Below are 18,805 nucleotides of genomic sequence, written 5' to 3'. Positions count from 1 at the left end.
CCTCGCGGCGCTCAGCGCCAACCTACAACATATCCCAAGTCGATTATTCCCGACGCGAGTCACTATCAATGGCCCAATCTGGCGTTATCCATCCTGCGGCGATATGGCGATGAATGGAGGAGTAAGGCCAATCGACAGGTTTGGCACAATAACCATGTTTGACCGGATTGAAATGGATGTAATCGACATGGGCTTGCAGATCCTTGTCATCCCGGATCAGATGCTCCCAATAACGGCGTTGCCAGATACCGCGTTCCCGTTTTCTGAGTCGGCTCTCCCGTATCCGCTCTGTTTTGGCGAGACTTCGTGAAAAGCCGGCCTTGATTAGAGACCAGCGCATGGGATAGTTACTGTCACCCGGCGGTAGTTGCCATATGGCATGGAGATGATCCGGCATCACCACCATGGCAATAATCTCGAAGGGGTGTTGCTGTTTGACGTGGCGGAGCACTTCGCGCAGCAGGTCGATATGACGTACCAGTAGATCCTGCTTTCGGTCAGCCAGGTTGACGGTGAAGAACCAACATGCCCCACTGGTTGTTGCTCGGCGATAGCGCATGGTTCTCCTTTCCGGAAATATCCAGTCTGTTCGGTTGCACCGAATGGCCACCAACTGGCCGAGGGCTCGCGTGTTGGGCTTCGCTACGCTCAGCGCCAACCTACGCAATGCATCAATCACTGTGCAAAACCCACGCTACCGCCCGTGGATTACAGCTTCCAATATGCTCCATTAACCAGCGGGGCAGCAGCCCATCACTGATGAATAGGCACCGGATGGCTATGTTAAGCCAGTCGAATCTGGTCGTGCCAGTCAAAAAATGACGTAAGTGTCAGTAATGACTGGTTTTTTGCGCTGGCTCAACAAATCGCTCTGACCGGGAACCGGATTCCCATGGCCCTTGATTTTATTGGAGTTGGCGGGCGTGGCGGGAAAGTTGGGGGCAGACTTGCCGTCGGGGAAGGGTTGGCTGGGGACCATCCCGCTCAGCCAATCGGCGCTATAGTGCGGGCGATGGTTGCCCTTTGCTCCGCTCCCAAGCTGGCGAGGCGGGGGATCTGCGGCAACAATCAGATGTTGCAATCACAGCCATTTGCAACACATCGTCATGCAAATATGACCATGCAAACACATCACCAGATAGAGAGGAGATCACCCATGAAGCGTACCATCCTGTTCGGCCTGCTCTGCGGCAGCGTGCTGCTGGCCAATCCGGTCTTTGCCAACGACGCAGCCCAGTTGCAGTGCGAGGCGCAGGCCGCAGCCAAAAAGCTTAACGGCGCCGCCAAGACCAGCTTTGTCGGCAAGTGCGTGAAAGATGCCACTGGCGCCGCGAGCGGTGAGTGCGAGAAGGCGGCCGCCGACAAGAAGCTGGCCGGTGTGGCCAAGAACAGCTTTATCCAGAAGTGCGTGAAGACGGGCGCGGCGGTGGATCCGGCGGCCAAGTGCGAGAAGGCGGCAGCCGACAAGAAGCTGGCTGGCGCGGCCAAGAACAGCTTTGTCCAGAAGTGCGTGAAGGATAGCGCCGCCAAGTAAGGCATTTTCTCATCCGGTGTGTTTGCGGGGGGCCATCAGGCCCCCCGCGCTTTTTGGGACGCACTGATGGCGCAACGCACAAGCCTTGTATCGGGGCAGCAATAGCGACACTATTGACTCCTTTTATGGGTTCCGCAGAGGCGCAGCCATGACCTGTCGTGACCGGACGAGGCGTTGGCTAGCCCCATTTGTGCGGGATTACGCGGGATAAAAGGGAGCAAAGCAGGATGATGGAAGGGATGGAATGGCGCTGGCTCAATGAGCCCGCCGAATGGCACCAGACAGATGACGGTTTGCTGGTGGTAACGGACTAGCAGACCGATTTTTGGCGCAGCACCTGGTTTGACATCCTCCCCCACCTTCGCGCTTCGCGTCTCAGGAGGGGGATTCCCATTACTGGGTGATAGCTGCTCTCGCAGTACCGGGTTCCTGCTTCATCGGGCGGCCTGTTTGCACCGCTCCTCCACAGGCTAAAACGGCGTGTCCCGCCGCTAAAATATTGCGAGCGCCGTTCACATCGGCGTTCGCCTCATAACCACACGCAACGCATTTAAACTGGCTTTGCGTCAGGCGGTTATCCTTCGCAGCGTGCCCACAACAGGCGCATTGCTGGCTGGTGTAGGCCGGATTAATCACCAGCACCTGACCGCCTCGCCATGCCTGCTTGTATTCGAGCTGGCGGCGTAGCTCAAACCAGCCCTGATCCAATATCGAACGATTCAGCCCTGATTTTGCCCGGACGTTGCGCCCCGGCTGGCTTGTCGTGCCCGCTGCTGATTTTGACATGTTGGAAACCTTCAAATCCTCAATAACAATCATCGCGTGGTTTTTGCTGATTGTCGTGGTGACCTTGTGAAGGTAATCGCGGCGGGTATTGGAGATATGTGAGTGCAGCCGCTGGATCTTGGCTTTTTGCTTCTTCCAGTTACTGCTGAACTTTACTTTTTTGCTCAACTGGCGTTGGAGCCTTGCCAGCTTGGCCTGATTGGTTTTGAAGCTGTTGACGGGCTCAAACACCGTACCATCTGACAGGGTTGCGAGCTTGGCGATACCCGCATCCAGCCCGACCATTGAGCCGGACGGGTGAACTGGCTCGGGGTGCTCCTGCTCGACCTGAAAGGAGATATACCAGTGCCCGGCGGCTTGGCTGACAGTGGCGTTTTTAATCTTCCCTTCAACTAGCTGGGACTGGCGGAACTTGACCCAAGCCAGCCCGGCTGGCAGCTTCACTCGCCCTTTTTCAAGGCGGCAATACTTGTCGAAGTTGACAAATCTGATTGAGTCTCTGTTGTCGCTTTTCTTCTTGAAAACAGGAGCCTTGGCGGCGAGTTTCTTATCAAAACAGCGCATCCACGCGCCGTGCAAATCCTTGAGTTTCTGCTGGAGGTTGTCGGTGTATGCCTCAACCAGAAAGGCCATTTCCGGGTCTTTCTTCCAACTGGTGAGCATCCGGTTCAGCTCAAAAGCAGAAGGCAGTTTTTCGCCAGCATCAAGAAGGCGTTTGGTTTCTGCCAGCCCGTGATTCCAGACATAACGAGCACATCCGCCCAACTGGCGCAGGCGTTGTGCTTGTTGTTCAGTCGGATCAAGTCGGAATTTGTAGGCTTTAAGAATTTGCATTCAATACTCAGTATGTAGCAATATTTCTTCGCATCATTACACCGAACAGAGTCATTGAATGCAAGTCATAAACATCAATAAGTCACGCTATGCCGCTTATCTCCTCCATGTTCACTTGGTGTTTGTGACCAAGTATCGAAAAAAGATATTGGGCGATTTACACCTTGCCGCATTCAATCAGTATGCCACTGTGGTTTGTAACGACTTTGGCGCGGAACTGAAAGAGTGTGACGGAGAGGCTGATCATGTTCACATGCTGATAGAGTACGGCCCAACAGTACAGCTATCGGTACTGGTGAACTCGTTGAAGGCAGTCACATCAAGGCGACTGCGCAATGAATTCCTGGACTTAAGAGGTGCTTACAGTAAGCCCGAGCTCTGGTCACGCTCCTACTTTGCTGGCTCTTGCGGCGGTGCGCCGTTGGAGGTGATCAAGCAATACATTCAAAACCAGCGGGGCTGACGCCCCGGCGAAATTCCCCTCCCACCTACGTCGGAGGGAGTCCCCTTTCGCATTCAGATGGCAAGGTGTGGCCGCTGCTGCGTCTAGCCCCGTTTCCGCCAGGCGAAAGTTGCTTTATCGGGGTGATGTGCTGCACACCGGAGCGGCAGGGACTGGCGGTGCACTTCTCTGATTTGCGCCTCACAGCGCCCCTTGGCAAGGCACTGCACGACCTCGGCTAGCGGTTTATCGCCAGTAGTTGTTAAACAAAAAGCGCCATCAGGCGCTTTTTGTTTAGTTACGTTGAACGCTATCGGCTCAACGCGCGGCGTGTTTACCCATGGCAGGGTTAGCCAATCAGGCTGGCCCACAGGTCATATTCGTCGGATTCGTCGATCCGCACCTTGACCATGTCGCCCGGCTTGAGGCCGGTTTCGCCGTTGAGGTAGACCAGACCATCGATCTCCGGTGCATCGGCAAAAGAGCGGCCAGTGGCGCCCTCTTCGTCCACTTCGTCGATGATAACGGTCATCTCCTGACCCACTTTGCGAGCCAGTTTGCGGATGGAGACCTGCTGTTGCAGCTCCATAAAACGCTGGAAGCGCTCTTCCTGTACCTCTTCCGGTACCGGATCCGGCAGCTCGTTGGCCAGCGCCCCTTCGACCGGGCTGTATTTGAAGCAGCCGACCCGATCCAGCTCCGCCTTGTCGATGAAGTCGAGCAGCATCTGGAAATCTTCCTCGGTCTCGCCCGGGAAGCCGACGATAAAGGTGGAGCGCAGGGTGATCTGCGGGCAGATCTCGCGCCACTTCTGGATCCGCTCCAGGGTACGCTCGACCGTACCCGGGCGCTTCATCAGTTTCAGGATGCGCGGGCTGGCGTGCTGTAGCGGGATGTCGAGGTAGGGCAGTACCTTGCCATCGCGCATCAGCGGGATAACGTCATCCACGTGCGGGTAGGGGTAGACGTAGTGCAAGCGCACCCAGATGTCGAGCTTGGCCAGCTCTTCGCACAGGGCGACCATGCTGGTCTTGACCGGCATGCCGTCGTAGAAACCGGTGCGGTGCTTCACATCGACGCCGTAGGCGGAGGTGTCCTGGGAGATCACCAGCAGCTCCTTCACGCCCGCCTCTTTCAGGCGCTTGGCTTCTGCCAGCACGTCGCCGATGGGGCGGCTCACCAGATCACCACGCATGGAGGGGATGATGCAGAAGGTGCAGCGGTGGTTGCAGCCCTCGGAAATCTTCAGATAGGCGTAGTGGCGCGGGGTCAGCTTGACGCCGTGGGCCGGAACCAGACTGGTGAAGGGGTTGTGCTGCGGCTTCTCCACATATTTGTGGACGTGGCCCAGCACCTCTTCGTAGGCGTGGGGGCCGGTGATCTCGAGCACCTTGGGGTGGATCTCGCGGATCTGATTCTCTTTGGCGCCGAGGCAGCCGGTGACGATCACCTTGCCGTTCTCGGCCAGCGCTTCGCCGATCGCTTCCAGCGACTCTTGCACCGCGCTGTCGATAAAGCCGCAGGTGTTGACGACGACCAGCTCGGCATCGTCATAGCTGGGCACCACATCGTACCCTTCGGTACGCAGCTGGGTCAGGATGCGTTCTGAATCGACCAGGTTTTTGGGGCAACCCAAGGAGACGAATCCTACTTTGGGGGCCTGTTTTGTGTTGGACATCGCTCAATCACTCTTAGGTGGCTCTTATTCAAGGGCGCGGATTTTACCGGAATGGTTAACCAAAAACTATACAGCCAGCATGGCAGAACCGAACAATATCTCCGGGCAGGCAGGATTGGGTCGCACCAATGGCCGGAAATGACGCGCCCTTGATGAGGCTATTGCCCCTGTCGCGCGGGCCTGTTATGGAGATCCCGCTTTGTTGGCTTTCCTGTCATTTTCGGCTCAATGGCAGAGAGGGTTGCAACGGGAGTCACTATACTCCCACCACGGGAATACGGTGGAGAAGGCGATGGAAAGTTCATTTGGCGAGAGAATGCAGAGCGTGCATGCCACGCTGCGCGAGCGTTTTGACAAGCTGAGCCGGGTGGCCATCGCGATTTATGATCCCCATACGGATCAGCTCAAGACCTTCGCTCACAGCACCGAGGGGCACTCGCCGCTGGTGCAGTATGAGGTGAAGCTGAGCGATGTCCCCTCCCTGCGCTATCTGGCGGAGCACAAGCAGCCCCGGGTGCTTGGCAATCTCGACGCCCTGCGCGGCTCGGCGTCTGAGCACAGCCGCAAGCTGCTGGAGGCGGGCTATGCCTCCAGCTATACCGAGCCGCTGCTGTTCAACAGCAAGTTGTTTGGTTTTCTGTTTTGCGATGCGATGGAGCCGGGCTACTTCAACGAGCCGATCCGCAGCGAGCTGTCAGCCTATGCCCAGGTGTTGTCGGCCATCATTGCGGTGGAGTTTTTCTCCATCCAGACCCTTGGCGGCGCGCTGACTACGGCGCGGGAGTTCAGCCGTTATCGGGATGAGGAGACCGCCAACCACCTGCACCGGATGTCGGGCTACTCCCGGCTGATCGCCAGGACACTGGCACCGAGTTGCGGGTTGAGTGATGAGGAGGTTGAGTTTATCTATCTCTTCTCTGAGCTGCACGACATCGGCAAGATCGCGGTGCCGGATGCCATTTTGCTCAAGCCGGGCAAGTTGGCGCCGGAAGAGTTTGAGGTGATGAAGAGCCACCCCGGCAAGGGGCAGGAGATGATCAACTTGATGATTAACGAGTTTGGCCTCGATGGTATTCACCACACCGATATGCTGACCAATATTATTGCCTATCATCATGAGCGTTTTGACGGCACCGGTTACCCGCAAGGATTGGTGGGGGAGGCCATTCCACTGGCGGCGCGCATCGTGACAGTGGCCGATGTGTTTGATGCCCTGACCAGCGAGCGCCCCTACAAGAAGGCCTGGCCGTTCGAGACGGCGTTTGCCTATCTGGAGGCGCATGCCGGCAGCCAGTTCGATCCCGCTTGTGTTGCCGCGGCCCTGCACAACAAGGCCGAGTTTTATGCCATCTATCAGCAGTATCAGGATCCGGCCAGTTCGGCAGGCGTGGCAGCCAGCGGCGCTGAGCTGGGTTGAGCGCGCGTGATGAGCGTAAGTGGGAAAGAGGCGGTTCAAGCATGACGAGGAATAAATAGAGAGGGGGCACCAGCAGGTGCCCCCTCTCTTTTATGCGCCTTTCTATTCAATGCGCCTTCATTTTGCCGACCTTGTATCTGCGGCTATGGCGGCTGCGGTCAGGTTACTTTTGGGCGTCGGCTCGCTGATTTGATAGAGGTGATCCGAGCAGGCGCTGGAGCAGCCACAGGGGCGCACCTCTTTATCTTCCCGCTTCTGGGCAAGCTGGTATTGGCGCCACCAGATGATGGTGCCCATGGCCAGGATCAGCACGAACGAGGCGAGCAGGCTCAACAACCAGATGGACATGATCTCTTCTCCTTGATGGTGATGACATGCACTGTGATGGCATCAGTGATGATGGCAGCAACCGCCCTGTTGGCCTGCGCCCTCACTGCCGTGACAACAAGTATGGCCTTGTCGTGAGCTATCTGCCTGATGGCCATCACTGGCGCAACAGTGACCTGAGCTGCTGTTGCAACCACCATGACAATGGGTATGGCTGTGGCCAGCACCAACAGGCTGGATAGCACGGATCGCCGACTTGCTCTGATGACGGCGAGACGGGCGGCCCTGACTGGCCTCGGTGAGAGGTTGCAGATTGGCAGGAGCAAGCAGCGCGGGCAGCGGCAGGCGGGCAGAGCGGCACTGCAGCACCCGGATATTGGCCGCCAGTAGGCGCCCCAGCATCCGCTCGCCGATATTGCGTACCACCACCTGACCCACCTGATGATGGGCAAGGGCGTCGAGCAGCCCCTGCTTGCCATGGCAGCCTTCGGCGGCGGCCGGGTTGGCCAGGGTGGCGATAACATTCCCTTCGGGGCTGAGGATCTGCAACTGCTCGGCACGGGTAAAGTGCCCGGCCAGCAGGCCCTGACTCAGCATCAGGGCGCTGTTGCAGGGGATGTTTGTGACGGCATTCATTTCGGATCTTCTCCACTGGTTTGGTGGTTAGGCTCGGCGGGTTGCATCATCAATGCCTTGCCCAGACTCAGACACTCCACCACCTTGTAGCGCCCTTTTTTCAGGATATTCGCCAGGGTCTGACGGGAGACGCCCATCACTAGGGCGGCCTCCTGCTGCTGCATTCCTTGAAGGTCGACGAGACGCAATGCCTCGAACTCGTCAGGGGCCAGGGTGACCTGCTCCAGCTGATGCATGGGGCGGCCATTGGGTTTGAAGCAGCTGTTGGCGGGGTGGCCACAGATCTGGCGGGCAATCTTGGGTCTTGGCATGGTGGCTCCTAATTGGCATACGCCATTTATACGCTCATATGTGGCATATGCCAATAATTTTGTCGGGTGCAGCGGGCAGCGCCAGTGCTGTCTCTTTACGGCAGAGAGAGGTAAAGGGGAAAAGAGAAAAACAGAGACGAACAGGGAAGAGGAGAAAAGGTGGCAGAAACGACGCAGGCCCGAACATGGTGCGGGCCTGCGTTTTTTGCAGCAGATGGCGGTTGCCTTCCCGGCGCGCTTACGCCTGTTCGGCCTCGGCCACAGGAGCTGCGCTTTCAGTGGTCTCGCGGCCGTTGGCGAAGCGATCGGCCCACAGGGCAATCACGCCGTCACCGGTGACGTTGCAGGCGGTGCCGAAGCTGTCCTGTGCCAGATAGAGGGCAATCATCAGGGCGATGGAGGCTTCACCAAAGCCGAGCATGGAGGTGAGCAGACCCAGCGCCGACATCACGCCACCACCCGGCGCGCCCGGAGCGGCGATCATGATCACCCCCAGCATCATGATGAAGGGCAGCATGGTCTCGATGCCCGGAATAGCCAGATGCTCGGAGAGGAACATCACCGCGGTGGCGCAGGTCACCAGGGTAATGGTGGAGCCACAGAGGTGAATGGTGGCACACAGCGGCACGGTAAAGTTGGCGATGCCGTCGCTCACCCCGTTGTTCTTGCTCGATTGCAGGGCGACCGGAATGGTGGCGGCGCTCGACATGGTCCCCAGCGCGGTGAAGTAGGCGGGCAGCATGTTCTTGATAAGCTGGGCCGGTGAGCGGCCAAGGGCCAGACCGGTGCCGATAAACAGTACGGAGAGCCAGATCCAGTGCATCAGGATCGCCATCACCAGCACCACGCCGAAGGTTTTCAGGGTGGCGAACACGGTGCCTTCTACCGTCATCTCGACAAAGACCCCAGCGATATAGAACGGCAGCAGCGGAATGATCACCTTGGCCAGCAGGCGGTCGATGATGTCACGACCCTGATCGGCGACCCGGCGCAGATCGGTGGCCTGGGTGGCGCTGATGCCGATACCGAACACAAAGGCGGCGGCCAGTGCCGACATCACGCCAAACAGCGGCGGGATCTCCAGATTGACGTAGGAGGCGAGCTTGATGGCCGTGGCCGTGGTGGGTTCGGCGGCGGTGGTGAGCTGCGGGATCAGGTGGCTCGCCACGGTAAAGGCGAACAGCCCCGCCAGAATGGTGGAGCAGTAGGAGAGGGCCACGGTTTTGCCCAGCAGCTTGCCGGAGTTTTTCGGCAGGCTGGCGATGCCGCTCATGATAAAGAACAGAATGATGAGCGGAATGGTGAAGGTGATCAGCTGACCTATCACTGTCTTGGCCGTAAACAGCACGCGCGCCACCCACTCAGGGGCGTAGAGACCGAGCAAGAGACCGGCAAGGATGCCAGCAATGAGTTTCAGGACAAGTTTCATAAGGAAATCCGGAGTTGGTTGTATTGTCTGTTTTGTTATTAAATTTTGATGTTAATCACACTTTTTAACACGTAAGCCGTGTTATGTCTGCCTTTTATGCGTTAACGCCGAGTTAAATATTGTCGAAAGCCAGGATCGCCGACTAGCTGTCGGCTTGGCGTTGAACGGGGAAACCCGTGATGAATTAGCCCGTTAGGGGGCCGGATGATCGCCAAGCAGCAACATGACGTATTGGCTGGCGTTTTGATTTGAGAATGGTGACGTGTTGGCCGAGACGGTTTCCAGCGGCGCCAGTTGCAGCGCTATTCCGGATGTGGCGACGAGTTGCTGTAACTGAGTGTGGCTCATTACGCCGCTTGGCTGCAGAGGGAAACAGAGCGGAGCGCCTGCTTTGAGCAGGGTCGCCAGCTGTTGCAACAGGGGGACAAGGGTGGCTGCGTCGCTATCAAGCGGGCGACTCAGCCAGATGCCATCGTAAAGGAGCACCGAGTGAATCCGTGGGAGGGGGCATACCCGCACCGCTTGTCCGGATTGCTGCGAGGCAACTTTGGCGTCGGCCAGCACCGCGTCACAGGCAGTGACCACATACCCCTCTGCACGCAGCCAGCACAGATCCTCCCCCGTACCGCACTGACCATTGAGCAGATGGGCACCGGGTTTGAGGCGCGCCACAAAGGCCGCCCGAGCGCGGGCATGCTGGTCGTTCAAGGGCCGGGAAGCGGGGATGGCGTCGGAGTGTGGCACAGGGGTTACCTCAAGCAGGGGGCGCACAGGGTAACAAATCGGGGCCTGACTGCCAAAGCGCGCGGTCAGGCCCCGATTTGGATGGGTGGGAGTTGCCGGAGCCGGTTAGCGGCCGCAGGCAGGCCCGTGGGGCTGGGCCAGCATGGTGAACATGCTCTCTATCATAAAGGCGGATTCGCCCTGCAGGTCGATCCGCCCCGGAAAGTGGAGCCAGTTGATGATGTAGCCATCCAGAGTGCAGTGGAGCAGGGTGGCGGCGCGCTGCAGGTTGAGGTTGGCGGGCAGTTGCCCCCGCCGTACCGCGTTGGCCAGGGTGGTCTCCAGGTCCCGAAAGAAGTTGGCGGACTGGCTGCGGATATGCTCGCGCAGTGAGATGGCTTCCCCCTCCAGCGATTCGAGATTGAACAGGATGGTGAACATCTGCCGCTGGGCCGGATTGTGAATGAAGCTGTGGAGCACCCCTTCGAAGAAGAGGCGCAGTTGCCCCAGCGGATCCGGCTCATCTGGATTGAGGCAGGCATCGAGCTGGTGGGCGAGGGGGCTGCAGAGCTCCTGCCAGAGCGAAATGAAGAGTTCATCCTTGTTCTTGAAGTGCCAATAGATGGCCCCGCGGGTCAGGTCTGCCGCCCTGGCGATGTCGGTCAGGCTGGTCTTGGCCAGGCCCTGAGAGCAGAACAGATCCAGCGCCGTGCTCATGATGTGGCAGCGGGTTTGCTGCGCCTCTTCTTTGGTTCGTCTGGCCATCGAAATTTGTGCCTCATGCAAGTAAAAAGTCACTTACATACATTTATGAATGTATGTATATTGCCTCATCTTTCGACTATTTACCAACAGGGCCCATGCGGCCCTGATTGTTCATTGACTGGCAAAGGCTCAGGTGTTTCATGCATAAACATATTCTTGCTCGTTCAGTTGGTCTTGCCTTGCTGGCTACAGGCTTGCTGGCAGGTTGTGGTGACAAGGGGGGCGCACCCCAGGGACAGGGCGACATGCCCCCCGCGGCGGTCAACGTGGTGACCCTGCAGAGCGGTCCGCTGATGTTGACCACCGAGTTGACCGGCCGCAGCGCCCCGTTGCGGGTGGCTGAAGTGCGTCCGCAGGTGAGCGGCATCATCCTCAAGCGCCTCTTTACCGAGGGGAGCGATGTGAAGGCGGGCGATCTGCTCTATCAGATCGACCCGGCTGTCTATCAGGCGGCAGTCGCCAGCGCCAAAGCCAATCTGGCCAAGGCCGAGGCCAACGAGCAGAGTGCCCGCCTCAAGGCTCAGCGCTATCAGGAGCTGCTCAAGGTCAAATCCATCAGCCGTCAGGACTATGACGACGCCGACGCGAGCTGGAAGCAGGCCAAGGCCGAGATCATGGCGAGCAAGGCGGCCCTGCGCACTGCCGAGATCAATCTCGGTTACACCCGCATCACAGCCCCCATCAGCGGCCGTATTGGTAAATCCGCGGTGACCGAGGGTGCACTGGTGACCGCCCAGCAGGCTGACAGCCTGACCGCCATTCAGCAGCTCGATCCCATGTATGTGGATGTGCGTCAGTCCACCGCCGATCTGCTGCGCCTCAAGCGACTGGTCGCCGAGGGCAAGTTGACTCAGGACGAGCAGAAGGGGGCCAAGGTGACCTTCCAGCTGGAAGATGGCTCCACTTACGGCGAAGAGGGCTCGCTGCAGTTCTCCGATGTGACCGTGGATGAGACCTCCGGCATGGTGACCCTGCGGGTGATTGTGCCCAACCCTCATCAGCTGCTGCTGCCCGGCATGTTCATGCGCGCCACCCTGCAAGAGGGTGAGCGGGCACAAGGGCTGCTGGTGCCGCAAACGGCCGTGACTCGCACCCCCAACGGCGGCGCCACCGTGATGGTGGTAACCGCTGATAACAAGGTGGAGCTGCGCAACGTGCAGCTGAGCCGTGTCGTCGGCAGCAACTGGGTGGTGGAGTCAGGGCTCACCTCCGGCGAGCGGGTGATCGTGGCTGGCTTGCAGAAAGTACGACCGGGCGCCGTGGTCAATCCCGCCGAGCAGGGTGCTGATGCACCGTCTGCTCAAGCTGCGTCCAACACCCCGGCCAACAAGTAGGATGGAGTAGTCGCTTCATGGCTCGATTTTTTATAGACAGACCCATTTTTGCCTGGGTGATCGCGCTGGTGATCATGCTGGCGGGCAGCCTGGCCATCATCAAATTGCCGGTCGCCCAGTATCCGAGCATTGCGCCGCCTGCTGTCGGTATTTCTGCCAGCTATCCGGGCGCATCCGCCAAAACGGTGGAAGACTCGGTGACCCAGATCATCGAACAGAACATGACCGGGCTGGATCACCTGCTCTACATGTCCTCCCAGTCTGACTCCGCGGGTCGGGTGTCGGTGACCCTCACCTTCCAGCCGGGTACCGATCCCGATATCGCTCAGGTGCAGGTGCAGAACAAGCTGCAGCAGGCGATGTCGCTGCTGCCGCAAGAGGTGCAGCAGCAGGGGATCCGGGTACAGAAGACCTCCAGCAGCTTCCTGATGGTCGCGGCTTTCATCTCCAGCGATGGCTCGATGAACAACGACGATCTGGCGGACTATGTGGTCTCCAATATCAAGGAGCCCCTGAGCCGTCTGGACGGGGTAGGGGATATCACCTTGTTCGGCAGCCAGTACTCCATGCGGGTGTGGCTCGATCCCAACAAGCTCAACCGGGTGCAGATGACCCCGGGTGATGTGCAGGCGGCCATCAAGGCGCAGAACGCACAGGTGGCGTTCGGCAAGCTGGGTGGCACTCCATCGGTGGAAGATCAGCAGTTCACCGCCACCATCATGGGGCAGACCCGACTCTCTACAGTGGAGCAGTTCAACGATATCCTGCTGCGGGTGAATCAGGATGGCTCCAAGATCCGGCTCAAAGACGTGGCCCGGGTCGAGCTGGCAGGCGAAAGCTATGACGCCGATGCGCTCTACAACGGCCAGTCTACCGCCGCGGTCGCCATCAAGCTGGCCACCGGCGCCAACGCGCTGGATACCGCCGAGAAGGTGCGTGCCAAGCTCAATGAGCTGTCGGATTACTTCCCGGCCAACATGGAGATCGTCTACCCCTACGACACCACGCCGTTTGTGAAGATCTCCATCGAGGAGGTGGTGCAGACCCTGATCGAGGCGATCTTCCTGGTGTTCTGCGTCATGTATCTGTTCCTGCAGAACTTCCGTGCCACCCTGATCCCGACCATTGCGGTGCCTGTGGTGCTGCTCGGTACCTTCGGGGTGATGGCGGCGTTCGGCTTCTCCATCAATACCCTCACCATGTTCGGTATGGTGCTGGCCATCGGCCTGCTGGTGGATGACGCCATCGTGGTAGTGGAGAACGTGGAGCGGCTGATGAGCGAGGAGGATCTCTCCCCGCTGGAAGCGACCCGCAAGTCGATGACCCAGATCACTGGCGCGTTGGTGGGGATCGCGTTGGTGCTCTCCGCCGTGTTCGTGCCGATGGCCTTCTTCGGCGGCTCGACCGGTGCCATCTATCGCCAGTTCTCATTGACCATCGTCTCAGCCATGGTGCTGTCGGTGCTGGTGGCGTTGATCCTGACTCCGGCGCTCTGTGCCACCCTGCTCAAGCCGATGAAACATGGCGAGTTTGGTGCCAAGCGCGGCTTCTTTGGCTGGTTCAACCGCGCCTTTGATGCGGGTACCAACCGCTATCAGAGCGGTGTGCGCAAGGTGATCAAGCAGGGCGTGCGCTACAGCCTGATCTACGGCGCCATGCTGGCGGTGTTGGCAGTGCTCTTTATGCGGATGCCCACCTCCTTCCTGCCGGAAGAGGATCAGGGGGTCATCATGTCCATGGTGCAACTGCCGGTGGGGGCGACTAAGCAGCGCACCGAGGTGGTGCTGGCGGACATGCGCGACTACTTCCTGAAAAACGAGAAGGATAACGTTGACTCCGTACTGACCGTATCCGGCTTCAGCTTCGCCGGTAGTGGCCAGAACGCGGGGATGGCCTTTATCAAGCTCAAGGACTGGAGCGAGCGCAAGAGCCCGGATCGCAGCGCCAATGCCATCATCGGCCGCGCTATGGGCTATCTGTTCAGCATCAAGGAGGCGCAAGTGTTCGCCTTTAACCTGCCTCCGATCCCGGAGCTGGGTACGGCGACCGGTTTTGACTTCTTCCTGCAGGATCGCGGCGGTATCGGTCACGACAAGCTGATGGCGGCGCGCAACCAGCTGCTCGGCATGGCGGCGCAGGATCCCACTCTGGTGCGAGTGCGTCCGAACGGGATGGAAGACACCCCCCAGCTCGATATAAAGATCGACTACGAGAAGGCGCTGGCGCAGGGGCTATCCATCGCGGATATCAACAACACTCTGGCTACCGCTTGGGGCTCGTCCTATGTCAATGATTTCGTTGACCGTGGCCGGATCAAGAAGGTCTATATGCAGGCGGATGCCCCCTTCCGGATGAACCCGGAAGATCTGAAACTCTGGTATGTGCGCAACAGTGCCGGTCAGATGGTGCCCTTCTCCGCCTTTGCCAGCACCGAGTGGAGCTTCGGCTCGCCGCGTCTGGAGCGTTACAACGGTGTGCCAGCGATGGAGATCGTCGGTGAGGCGGCGCCCGGCAAGAGTACCGGTGATGCGATGGCCGCCATCGAGCAGATGGTGAAACAGCTGCCGGAAGGGGTGGGCATCGAGTGGACCGGGCTCTCCTTCCAGGAGCGGCAGGCCGGTTCACAGGCGCCTGCGCTCTACGCCATCTCCTTGCTGGTGGTGTTCCTCTGTCTGGCGGCCCTCTACGAGAGCTGGAGCATTCCGTTCTCGGTGATGCTGGTGGTGCCGCTCGGGGTACTGGGGGCCATTGTGGCTGCCACCCTGCGCGGGCTGGAGAACGACGTCTACTTCCAGGTCGGTCTGCTCACCACCATAGGCCTGTCGGCGAAAAACGCGATTTTGATCGTGGAATTTGCCAAAGAGCTCTACGACAAAGGGATGGGCTTGGGTGAGGCGGTGGTGGAGGCGGCGCGTCTGCGTCTGCGCCCGATCCTGATGACCTCGCTCGCCTTTATCCTCGGGGTGCTGCCGCTGGTGATCAGCTCCGGCGCCGGTGCCAGCAGCCGTAACGCCATCGGTACCGGCGTGATGGGAGGGATGATCAGTGCCACCGTGCTGGCCATCTTCTTCGTGCCGCTCTTCTTTGTGTTGGTGATGCGCTACTTCACTAGCCACAAGAGTAAAGAGGTGCGCATGGCTGCAGCAGTTGAGTCAAAAGGTGACTGAGCAAAAGCGTGTCCATCTGTTCTGAGCGAGAGATCACAATTTGATAAACAAGTCAGTTAAATCTGACTATAAAATGGGGCAACGTGCGCGGTTGCCCATCGAATCTTGATTCAAAACCCTTGATGAAGGCACTTTTTGGTGTGCAGGGTTACAGAAAACGAGATAGAATCTGCCCCTTATCGGGCTGGTAGACTATGTGTAGTTTGGTTTTGTACACCCTCTGTTGGCTATAAAATGCGAGTGTGTAACACTGTTATCGACCATCAAAACATAAAAATGCTGGAGGACACGATGACCAACAGCAAACAAAATTCGGTTAAAAGCAGCAAACTGGGGGCTGTAACCCAGGGGCGGTAGCCATGATGTTTGCCTGTCATCAAAGTAACTTTTGCTTTGTTTAATAAAATGTCAGCTTTCGGATGTTGAGTGAATTTTAGACATCGCTTCAGCTCCTCAGCGTTTTACTCCATTTCAGTCCGCACCTATCACATATCAACTCTTCGCAAGAGACAACATATCTATGAAAATTCTCGTTACCGGTGGCGCAGGCTTTATCGGCTCTGCTGTCGTGCGCCATATCATCCGTGATACCCAAGATTCCGTTATCAATCTCGATAAACTCACCTATGCTGGCAATCTGGAATCCTTGGCCGATGTATCGTCAAGCGATCGTTATGCGTTTGAGCAGGTGGATATCTGCAATCGTGCCGAGCTGGATCGGGTTTTTGCCCAGCACCAGCCGGATGCGGTGATGCACCTGGCTGCCGAAAGCCATGTTGACCGCTCCATCACAGGGCCGGCTGACTTTATCGAGACCAATATCGTTGGCACCTATATGTTGCTGGAAGCGGCTCGCGCCTACTGGAACGGCCTGGATGAGGTTCGCAAGGCGGCCTTCCGCTTCCACCACATCTCCACCGACGAGGTGTATGGTGACCTGCCCCATCCAGATGAAGTCGCTGCTGGTACAGTGTTGCCTCTGTTCACCGAAACCACGCCTTATGCCCCCAGCAGCCCCTATTCTGCCTCCAAGGCTTCAAGTGACCATCTGGTGCGTGCCTGGCGCCGTACTTACAGCCTGCCGACCATCGTCACCAACTGTTCCAACAACTATGGCCCGTTCCACTTCCCCGAGAAGCTGATCCCGCTGGTCATCCTCAATGCGCTCGATGGCAAGCCGCTGCCTGTCTATGGCAAGGGCGACCAGATCCGTGACTGGCTCTATGTGGAAGATCACGCTCGCGCGCTCTATACCGTGGTCACTACAGGTGTCATCGGCGAAACCTACAACATCGGCGGTCATAACGAGAAACAGAATCTGGACGTCGTTCATACCATCTGTGATCTACTTGACGAGATGGTGCCCAAGGCTGGCTCCTATCGCGATCAAATCACCTATGTGGCCGACCGCCCCGGTCACGATCGCCGCTATGCCATCGATGCCAGCAAGATGAGCGCCGAGCTTGCCTGGCAACCACAAGAGACCTTTGAATCCGGTATTCGCAAAACCGTGCAGTGGTATCTGGATAACCAGCAGTGGGTTGACAACGTTAAGAGCGGTACCTACCAATCCTGGATTGAAAAGAACTACGGGGATCGTGCCTGATGCATATTCTGCTGTTTGGAAAAAACGGGCAGCTAGGTTGGGAATTACAGCGTTCTCTTACTCCACTCGGAAAATTAACTGCGCTGAGTCATGATTCTAAAGATTATTGTGGTGATTTTTTGAACCCTCAAGGGTTGATTGAGACGATAAATACACTAAAGCCTGATGTTATTGTCAATGCCACAGGCTACACCGCTGTAGATCTTGCTGAAAAAGAGCAGAATATAGCCATGAAAATCAATTCGGAGAGTGTCGAAGTTCTAGCTAAAGAAGCTAATAAGTTAGGCTCTTTACTGGTCCATTATTCAACCGATTATGTATTTGATGGTAGTGGTAAACAACCATGGCATGAAGCAGATAATCCTTCCCCAGTTAATTTCTATGGAAAAACCAAGTTATCTGGTGAGCAAGCGGTGCAAAAGCATTGTGGTAGACATATTATATTCCGTTCTAGTTGGATTTATTCAACACATGGCGATAACTTTATCAATACCATTCTTCGCCTTGGCTTAGAACGAGAAACAATCTCCATTGTTAATGATCAGTTTGGTGCTCCTACTGGTGCTGATTTGTTAGCTGACTGCACTGCACATACAATTAAATTGGTTTTAGAAGATATCTCAAAGTGTGGTTTATATCATGTGGCTGCTAGCGGAGTTACCAGTTGGTATGAATATGCTTTGTTTATATTCGATTTTGCTAAGAAAAAAAATAAAAAAATCCTACTAAAGGAAATAAGAGCAGTTCCATCGGCATCATTTGTTCGTGAGGCTATAAGGCCTATGAACTCAAGATTCAACACTGAGAAATTTCAACGTGAATTTAATCTTGTTTTACCAGAATGGAAAATTGGTGTGGGGCGAATGTTAACTGAGCTCATGGCTAAATAAAACTAAATCAACAATAGGTTATGTAAATATGAAGAAACGTAAAGGTATTATATTAGCTGGTGGCTCTGGCACTCGTCTCTATCCGGTCACCATGGCGGTGAGCAAGCAACTACTGCCCATTTATGACAAGCCGATGATCTATTACCCGCTCAGCACCCTGATGCTGGCGGGTATTCGCGATATTTTGATCATCAGCACCCCGCAAGATACCCCCCGCTTTGAGCAGTTGCTGGGTGATGGCAGCCAGTGGGGCCTGAACTTGCAATACAAGGTGCAGCCAAGCCCGGACGGGTTGGCACAAGCCTTTATTCTGGGTGAAGAGTTTATCGGCTCAGACCCCTGTGCGCTGGTGCTCGGTGATAACATCTTCTATGGCCACGACCTGCAGAAACAGCTGGAGGCGGCCGCAGCCAAAGAGAGTGGCGCCACCGTTTTTGCCTACCATGTGCATGACCCTGAGCGCTATGGTGTGGTGGAATTTGATAAAGAAGGCACTGCTATTTCTCTGGAAGAGAAGCCGCTGGAGCCCAAGAGCAACTATGCAGTGACCGGCCTCTATTTCTACGATAACAGCGTGGTGGAGATCGCCAAGAGTCTGAAGCCGTCGCCGCGTGGTGAGCTGGAAATCACCGATGTGAACCGTATCTACCTGGAGCAAGGCAATCTGTCGGTGGCCATGATGGGCCGTGGTTATGCCTGGCTTGATACCGGTACCCATGAAAGTTTGATTGAAGCGAGTAACTTTATTCAAACCATTGAAACTCGCCAAGGTTTGAAAGTAGCTTGCCCCGAAGAAATTTCATATCGCAAAGGCTTTATCAATGCCGGGCAAGTAAAATCACTGGCTGCACCATTAGCAAAAAATGCTTATGGCCAATATTTGCTAAAAATGCTGTCGAAAAATAATTAAAATTGAATGATTTATT

Annotated in this window: 17 protein-coding genes and 1 pseudogene; 9 read left to right on the top strand and 9 right to left on the bottom strand. The window is 56.9% G+C overall.

Features of this window, described 5'->3' with window-relative positions:
- Positions 1-43 precede the first annotated feature (43 nt).
- Complete coding sequence (locus tag OKC43_RS18330; RefSeq protein WP_127008408.1) at positions 44-559, bottom strand: REP-associated tyrosine transposase; 516 nt, start codon at positions 557-559, stop codon at positions 44-46.
- Positions 560-1,156: 597 nt separating this feature from the next.
- Here OKC43_RS18330 and OKC43_RS18325 point away from each other — a divergent pair.
- Positions 1,157-1,534, top strand: a complete 378-nt coding sequence (locus OKC43_RS18325) for a hypothetical protein (RefSeq protein ID WP_064341425.1) — start codon at positions 1,157-1,159, stop codon at positions 1,532-1,534.
- Between the two features lie 393 nt (positions 1,535-1,927).
- On the opposite strand, the gene OKC43_RS18320 is transcribed toward OKC43_RS18325, so the two are convergent.
- Positions 1,928-3,154 (bottom strand): RNA-guided endonuclease InsQ/TnpB family protein, encoded by a 1,227-nt coding sequence (locus OKC43_RS18320; RefSeq protein WP_064341426.1) that lies wholly within the window; start codon positions 3,152-3,154, stop codon positions 1,928-1,930.
- 58 nt (positions 3,155-3,212) lie between these two features.
- On the opposite strand from OKC43_RS18320, the gene tnpA reads away from it, so the two are divergent.
- Together tnpA and OKC43_RS18310 are read left to right on the top strand one after the other, a co-directional pair.
- Positions 3,213-3,617, top strand: a complete 405-nt coding sequence (tnpA, locus tag OKC43_RS18315; RefSeq protein ID WP_064341427.1) for an IS200/IS605 family transposase — start codon at positions 3,213-3,215, stop codon at positions 3,615-3,617.
- A 53-nt stretch (positions 3,618-3,670) separates the two neighbouring features.
- Positions 3,671-3,838: pseudogene (locus OKC43_RS18310) on the top strand (DUF1349 domain-containing protein); the annotation flags it as partial.
- A gap of 107 nt (positions 3,839-3,945) precedes the next feature.
- Here the strand turns inward: OKC43_RS18310 and rimO are convergent.
- A complete protein-coding gene (gene rimO / locus OKC43_RS18305; RefSeq protein WP_064341428.1) occupies positions 3,946-5,274 on the bottom strand; it encodes a 30S ribosomal protein S12 methylthiotransferase RimO in 1,329 nt (442 codons plus the stop codon).
- A 292-nt stretch (positions 5,275-5,566) separates the two neighbouring features.
- Between rimO and OKC43_RS18300 the strand changes: the two genes are divergently transcribed.
- On the top strand, positions 5,567-6,691 hold the full coding sequence (locus tag OKC43_RS18300) for an HD domain-containing phosphohydrolase (protein WP_270804067.1): 1,125 nt from the start codon (positions 5,567-5,569) through the stop codon (positions 6,689-6,691).
- Positions 6,692-6,808: 117 nt separating this feature from the next.
- Here the strand turns inward: OKC43_RS18300 and OKC43_RS18295 are convergent, their stop codons facing one another.
- From OKC43_RS18295 to OKC43_RS18270, 6 genes are all read right to left on the bottom strand, one after another.
- Positions 6,809-7,039 (bottom strand): hypothetical protein, encoded by a 231-nt coding sequence (locus OKC43_RS18295; protein WP_270804068.1) that lies wholly within the window; start codon positions 7,037-7,039, stop codon positions 6,809-6,811.
- Between the two features lie 42 nt (positions 7,040-7,081).
- Positions 7,082-7,654 (bottom strand): NifB/NifX family molybdenum-iron cluster-binding protein, encoded by a 573-nt coding sequence (locus OKC43_RS18290; RefSeq protein ID WP_270804069.1) that lies wholly within the window; start codon positions 7,652-7,654, stop codon positions 7,082-7,084.
- Entirely contained in the window at positions 7,651-7,965 is a 315-nt protein-coding gene (locus tag OKC43_RS18285; protein ID WP_201951922.1) for a DUF134 domain-containing protein, read from the bottom strand. The genes OKC43_RS18290 and OKC43_RS18285 overlap by 4 nt, the downstream gene beginning before the upstream one ends.
- Positions 7,966-8,203: 238 nt before the next feature.
- Positions 8,204-9,394, bottom strand: coding sequence for a dicarboxylate/amino acid:cation symporter (locus tag OKC43_RS18280; RefSeq protein ID WP_270804070.1), 1,191 nt, complete (start codon positions 9,392-9,394; stop codon positions 8,204-8,206).
- 192 nt (positions 9,395-9,586) lie between these two features.
- Positions 9,587-10,138, bottom strand: coding sequence for a hypothetical protein (locus OKC43_RS18275; RefSeq protein WP_270804071.1), 552 nt, complete (start codon positions 10,136-10,138; stop codon positions 9,587-9,589).
- A 105-nt stretch (positions 10,139-10,243) separates the two neighbouring features.
- A complete protein-coding gene (locus OKC43_RS18270; protein WP_005359187.1) occupies positions 10,244-10,882 on the bottom strand; it encodes a TetR family transcriptional regulator in 639 nt (212 codons plus the stop codon).
- Positions 10,883-11,022: 140 nt separating this feature from the next.
- Here OKC43_RS18270 and OKC43_RS18265 point away from each other — a divergent pair, with 140 nt between their 5' ends.
- The 5 genes from OKC43_RS18265 (at position 11,023) to rfbA (ending at position 18,789) form a co-directional block, all read left to right on the top strand.
- Positions 11,023-12,216: an efflux RND transporter periplasmic adaptor subunit gene (locus OKC43_RS18265; protein ID WP_236320364.1), complete on the top strand. Its 1,194-nt coding sequence runs from the start codon at positions 11,023-11,025 to the stop codon at positions 12,214-12,216.
- A 17-nt stretch (positions 12,217-12,233) separates the two neighbouring features.
- Complete coding sequence (locus tag OKC43_RS18260) at positions 12,234-15,383, top strand: efflux RND transporter permease subunit (protein ID WP_270804072.1); 3,150 nt, start codon at positions 12,234-12,236, stop codon at positions 15,381-15,383.
- 520 nt (positions 15,384-15,903) lie between these two features.
- Positions 15,904-16,989 carry a dTDP-glucose 4,6-dehydratase gene (gene rfbB, locus OKC43_RS18255; protein ID WP_270804073.1) on the top strand — a complete coding sequence of 362 codons (1,086 nt, stop codon included), beginning with the start codon at positions 15,904-15,906 and terminating at the stop codon, positions 16,987-16,989.
- Positions 16,989-17,879 carry a dTDP-4-dehydrorhamnose reductase gene (rfbD, locus tag OKC43_RS18250; RefSeq protein WP_270804074.1) on the top strand — a complete coding sequence of 297 codons (891 nt, stop codon included), beginning with the start codon at positions 16,989-16,991 and terminating at the stop codon, positions 17,877-17,879. Before rfbB ends, rfbD begins: the two co-directional genes overlap by 1 nt.
- A gap of 28 nt (positions 17,880-17,907) precedes the next feature.
- Positions 17,908-18,789 carry a glucose-1-phosphate thymidylyltransferase RfbA gene (gene rfbA / locus OKC43_RS18245; RefSeq protein WP_270804075.1) on the top strand — a complete coding sequence of 294 codons (882 nt, stop codon included), beginning with the start codon at positions 17,908-17,910 and terminating at the stop codon, positions 18,787-18,789.
- Positions 18,790-18,805 lie beyond the last annotated feature (16 nt).

This window comes from Aeromonas sp. Y289-2 (genome assembly GCF_027705925.1).
GTDB classification, from domain to species: domain Bacteria; phylum Pseudomonadota; class Gammaproteobacteria; order Enterobacterales; family Aeromonadaceae; genus Aeromonas; species Aeromonas veronii.
This window is presented reverse-complemented; position numbering and strand designations above follow the sequence as displayed.

What these genes read in the sequence shown, in the direction of transcription:
- OKC43_RS18330 (WP_127008408.1), bottom strand. Translation starts at nt 559, where the DNA reads ATGCGCTATCGCCGAGCAACAACCAGTGGGGCATGTTGGTTCTTCACC.
- OKC43_RS18325 (WP_064341425.1), top strand. Translation starts at nt 1,157, where the DNA reads ATGAAGCGTACCATCCTGTTCGGCCTGCTCTGCGGCAGCGTGCTGCTG.
- OKC43_RS18320 (WP_064341426.1), bottom strand. Translation starts at nt 3,154, where the DNA reads ATGCAAATTCTTAAAGCCTACAAATTCCGACTTGATCCGACTGAACAA.
- tnpA (WP_064341427.1), top strand. Translation starts at nt 3,213, where the DNA reads ATGCAAGTCATAAACATCAATAAGTCACGCTATGCCGCTTATCTCCTC.
- rimO (WP_064341428.1), bottom strand. Translation starts at nt 5,274, where the DNA reads ATGTCCAACACAAAACAGGCCCCCAAAGTAGGATTCGTCTCCTTGGGT.
- OKC43_RS18300 (WP_270804067.1), top strand. Translation starts at nt 5,567, where the DNA reads ATGGAAAGTTCATTTGGCGAGAGAATGCAGAGCGTGCATGCCACGCTG.
- OKC43_RS18295 (WP_270804068.1), bottom strand. Translation starts at nt 7,039, where the DNA reads ATGTCCATCTGGTTGTTGAGCCTGCTCGCCTCGTTCGTGCTGATCCTG.
- OKC43_RS18290 (WP_270804069.1), bottom strand. Translation starts at nt 7,654, where the DNA reads ATGAATGCCGTCACAAACATCCCCTGCAACAGCGCCCTGATGCTGAGT.
- OKC43_RS18285 (WP_201951922.1), bottom strand. Translation starts at nt 7,965, where the DNA reads ATGCCAAGACCCAAGATTGCCCGCCAGATCTGTGGCCACCCCGCCAAC.
- OKC43_RS18280 (WP_270804070.1), bottom strand. Translation starts at nt 9,394, where the DNA reads ATGAAACTTGTCCTGAAACTCATTGCTGGCATCCTTGCCGGTCTCTTG.
- OKC43_RS18270 (WP_005359187.1), bottom strand. Translation starts at nt 10,882, where the DNA reads ATGGCCAGACGAACCAAAGAAGAGGCGCAGCAAACCCGCTGCCACATC.
- OKC43_RS18265 (WP_236320364.1), top strand. Translation starts at nt 11,023, where the DNA reads ATGCATAAACATATTCTTGCTCGTTCAGTTGGTCTTGCCTTGCTGGCT.
- OKC43_RS18260 (WP_270804072.1), top strand. Translation starts at nt 12,234, where the DNA reads ATGGCTCGATTTTTTATAGACAGACCCATTTTTGCCTGGGTGATCGCG.
- rfbB (WP_270804073.1), top strand. Translation starts at nt 15,904, where the DNA reads ATGAAAATTCTCGTTACCGGTGGCGCAGGCTTTATCGGCTCTGCTGTC.
- rfbD (WP_270804074.1), top strand. Translation starts at nt 16,989, where the DNA reads ATGCATATTCTGCTGTTTGGAAAAAACGGGCAGCTAGGTTGGGAATTA.
- rfbA (WP_270804075.1), top strand. Translation starts at nt 17,908, where the DNA reads ATGAAGAAACGTAAAGGTATTATATTAGCTGGTGGCTCTGGCACTCGT.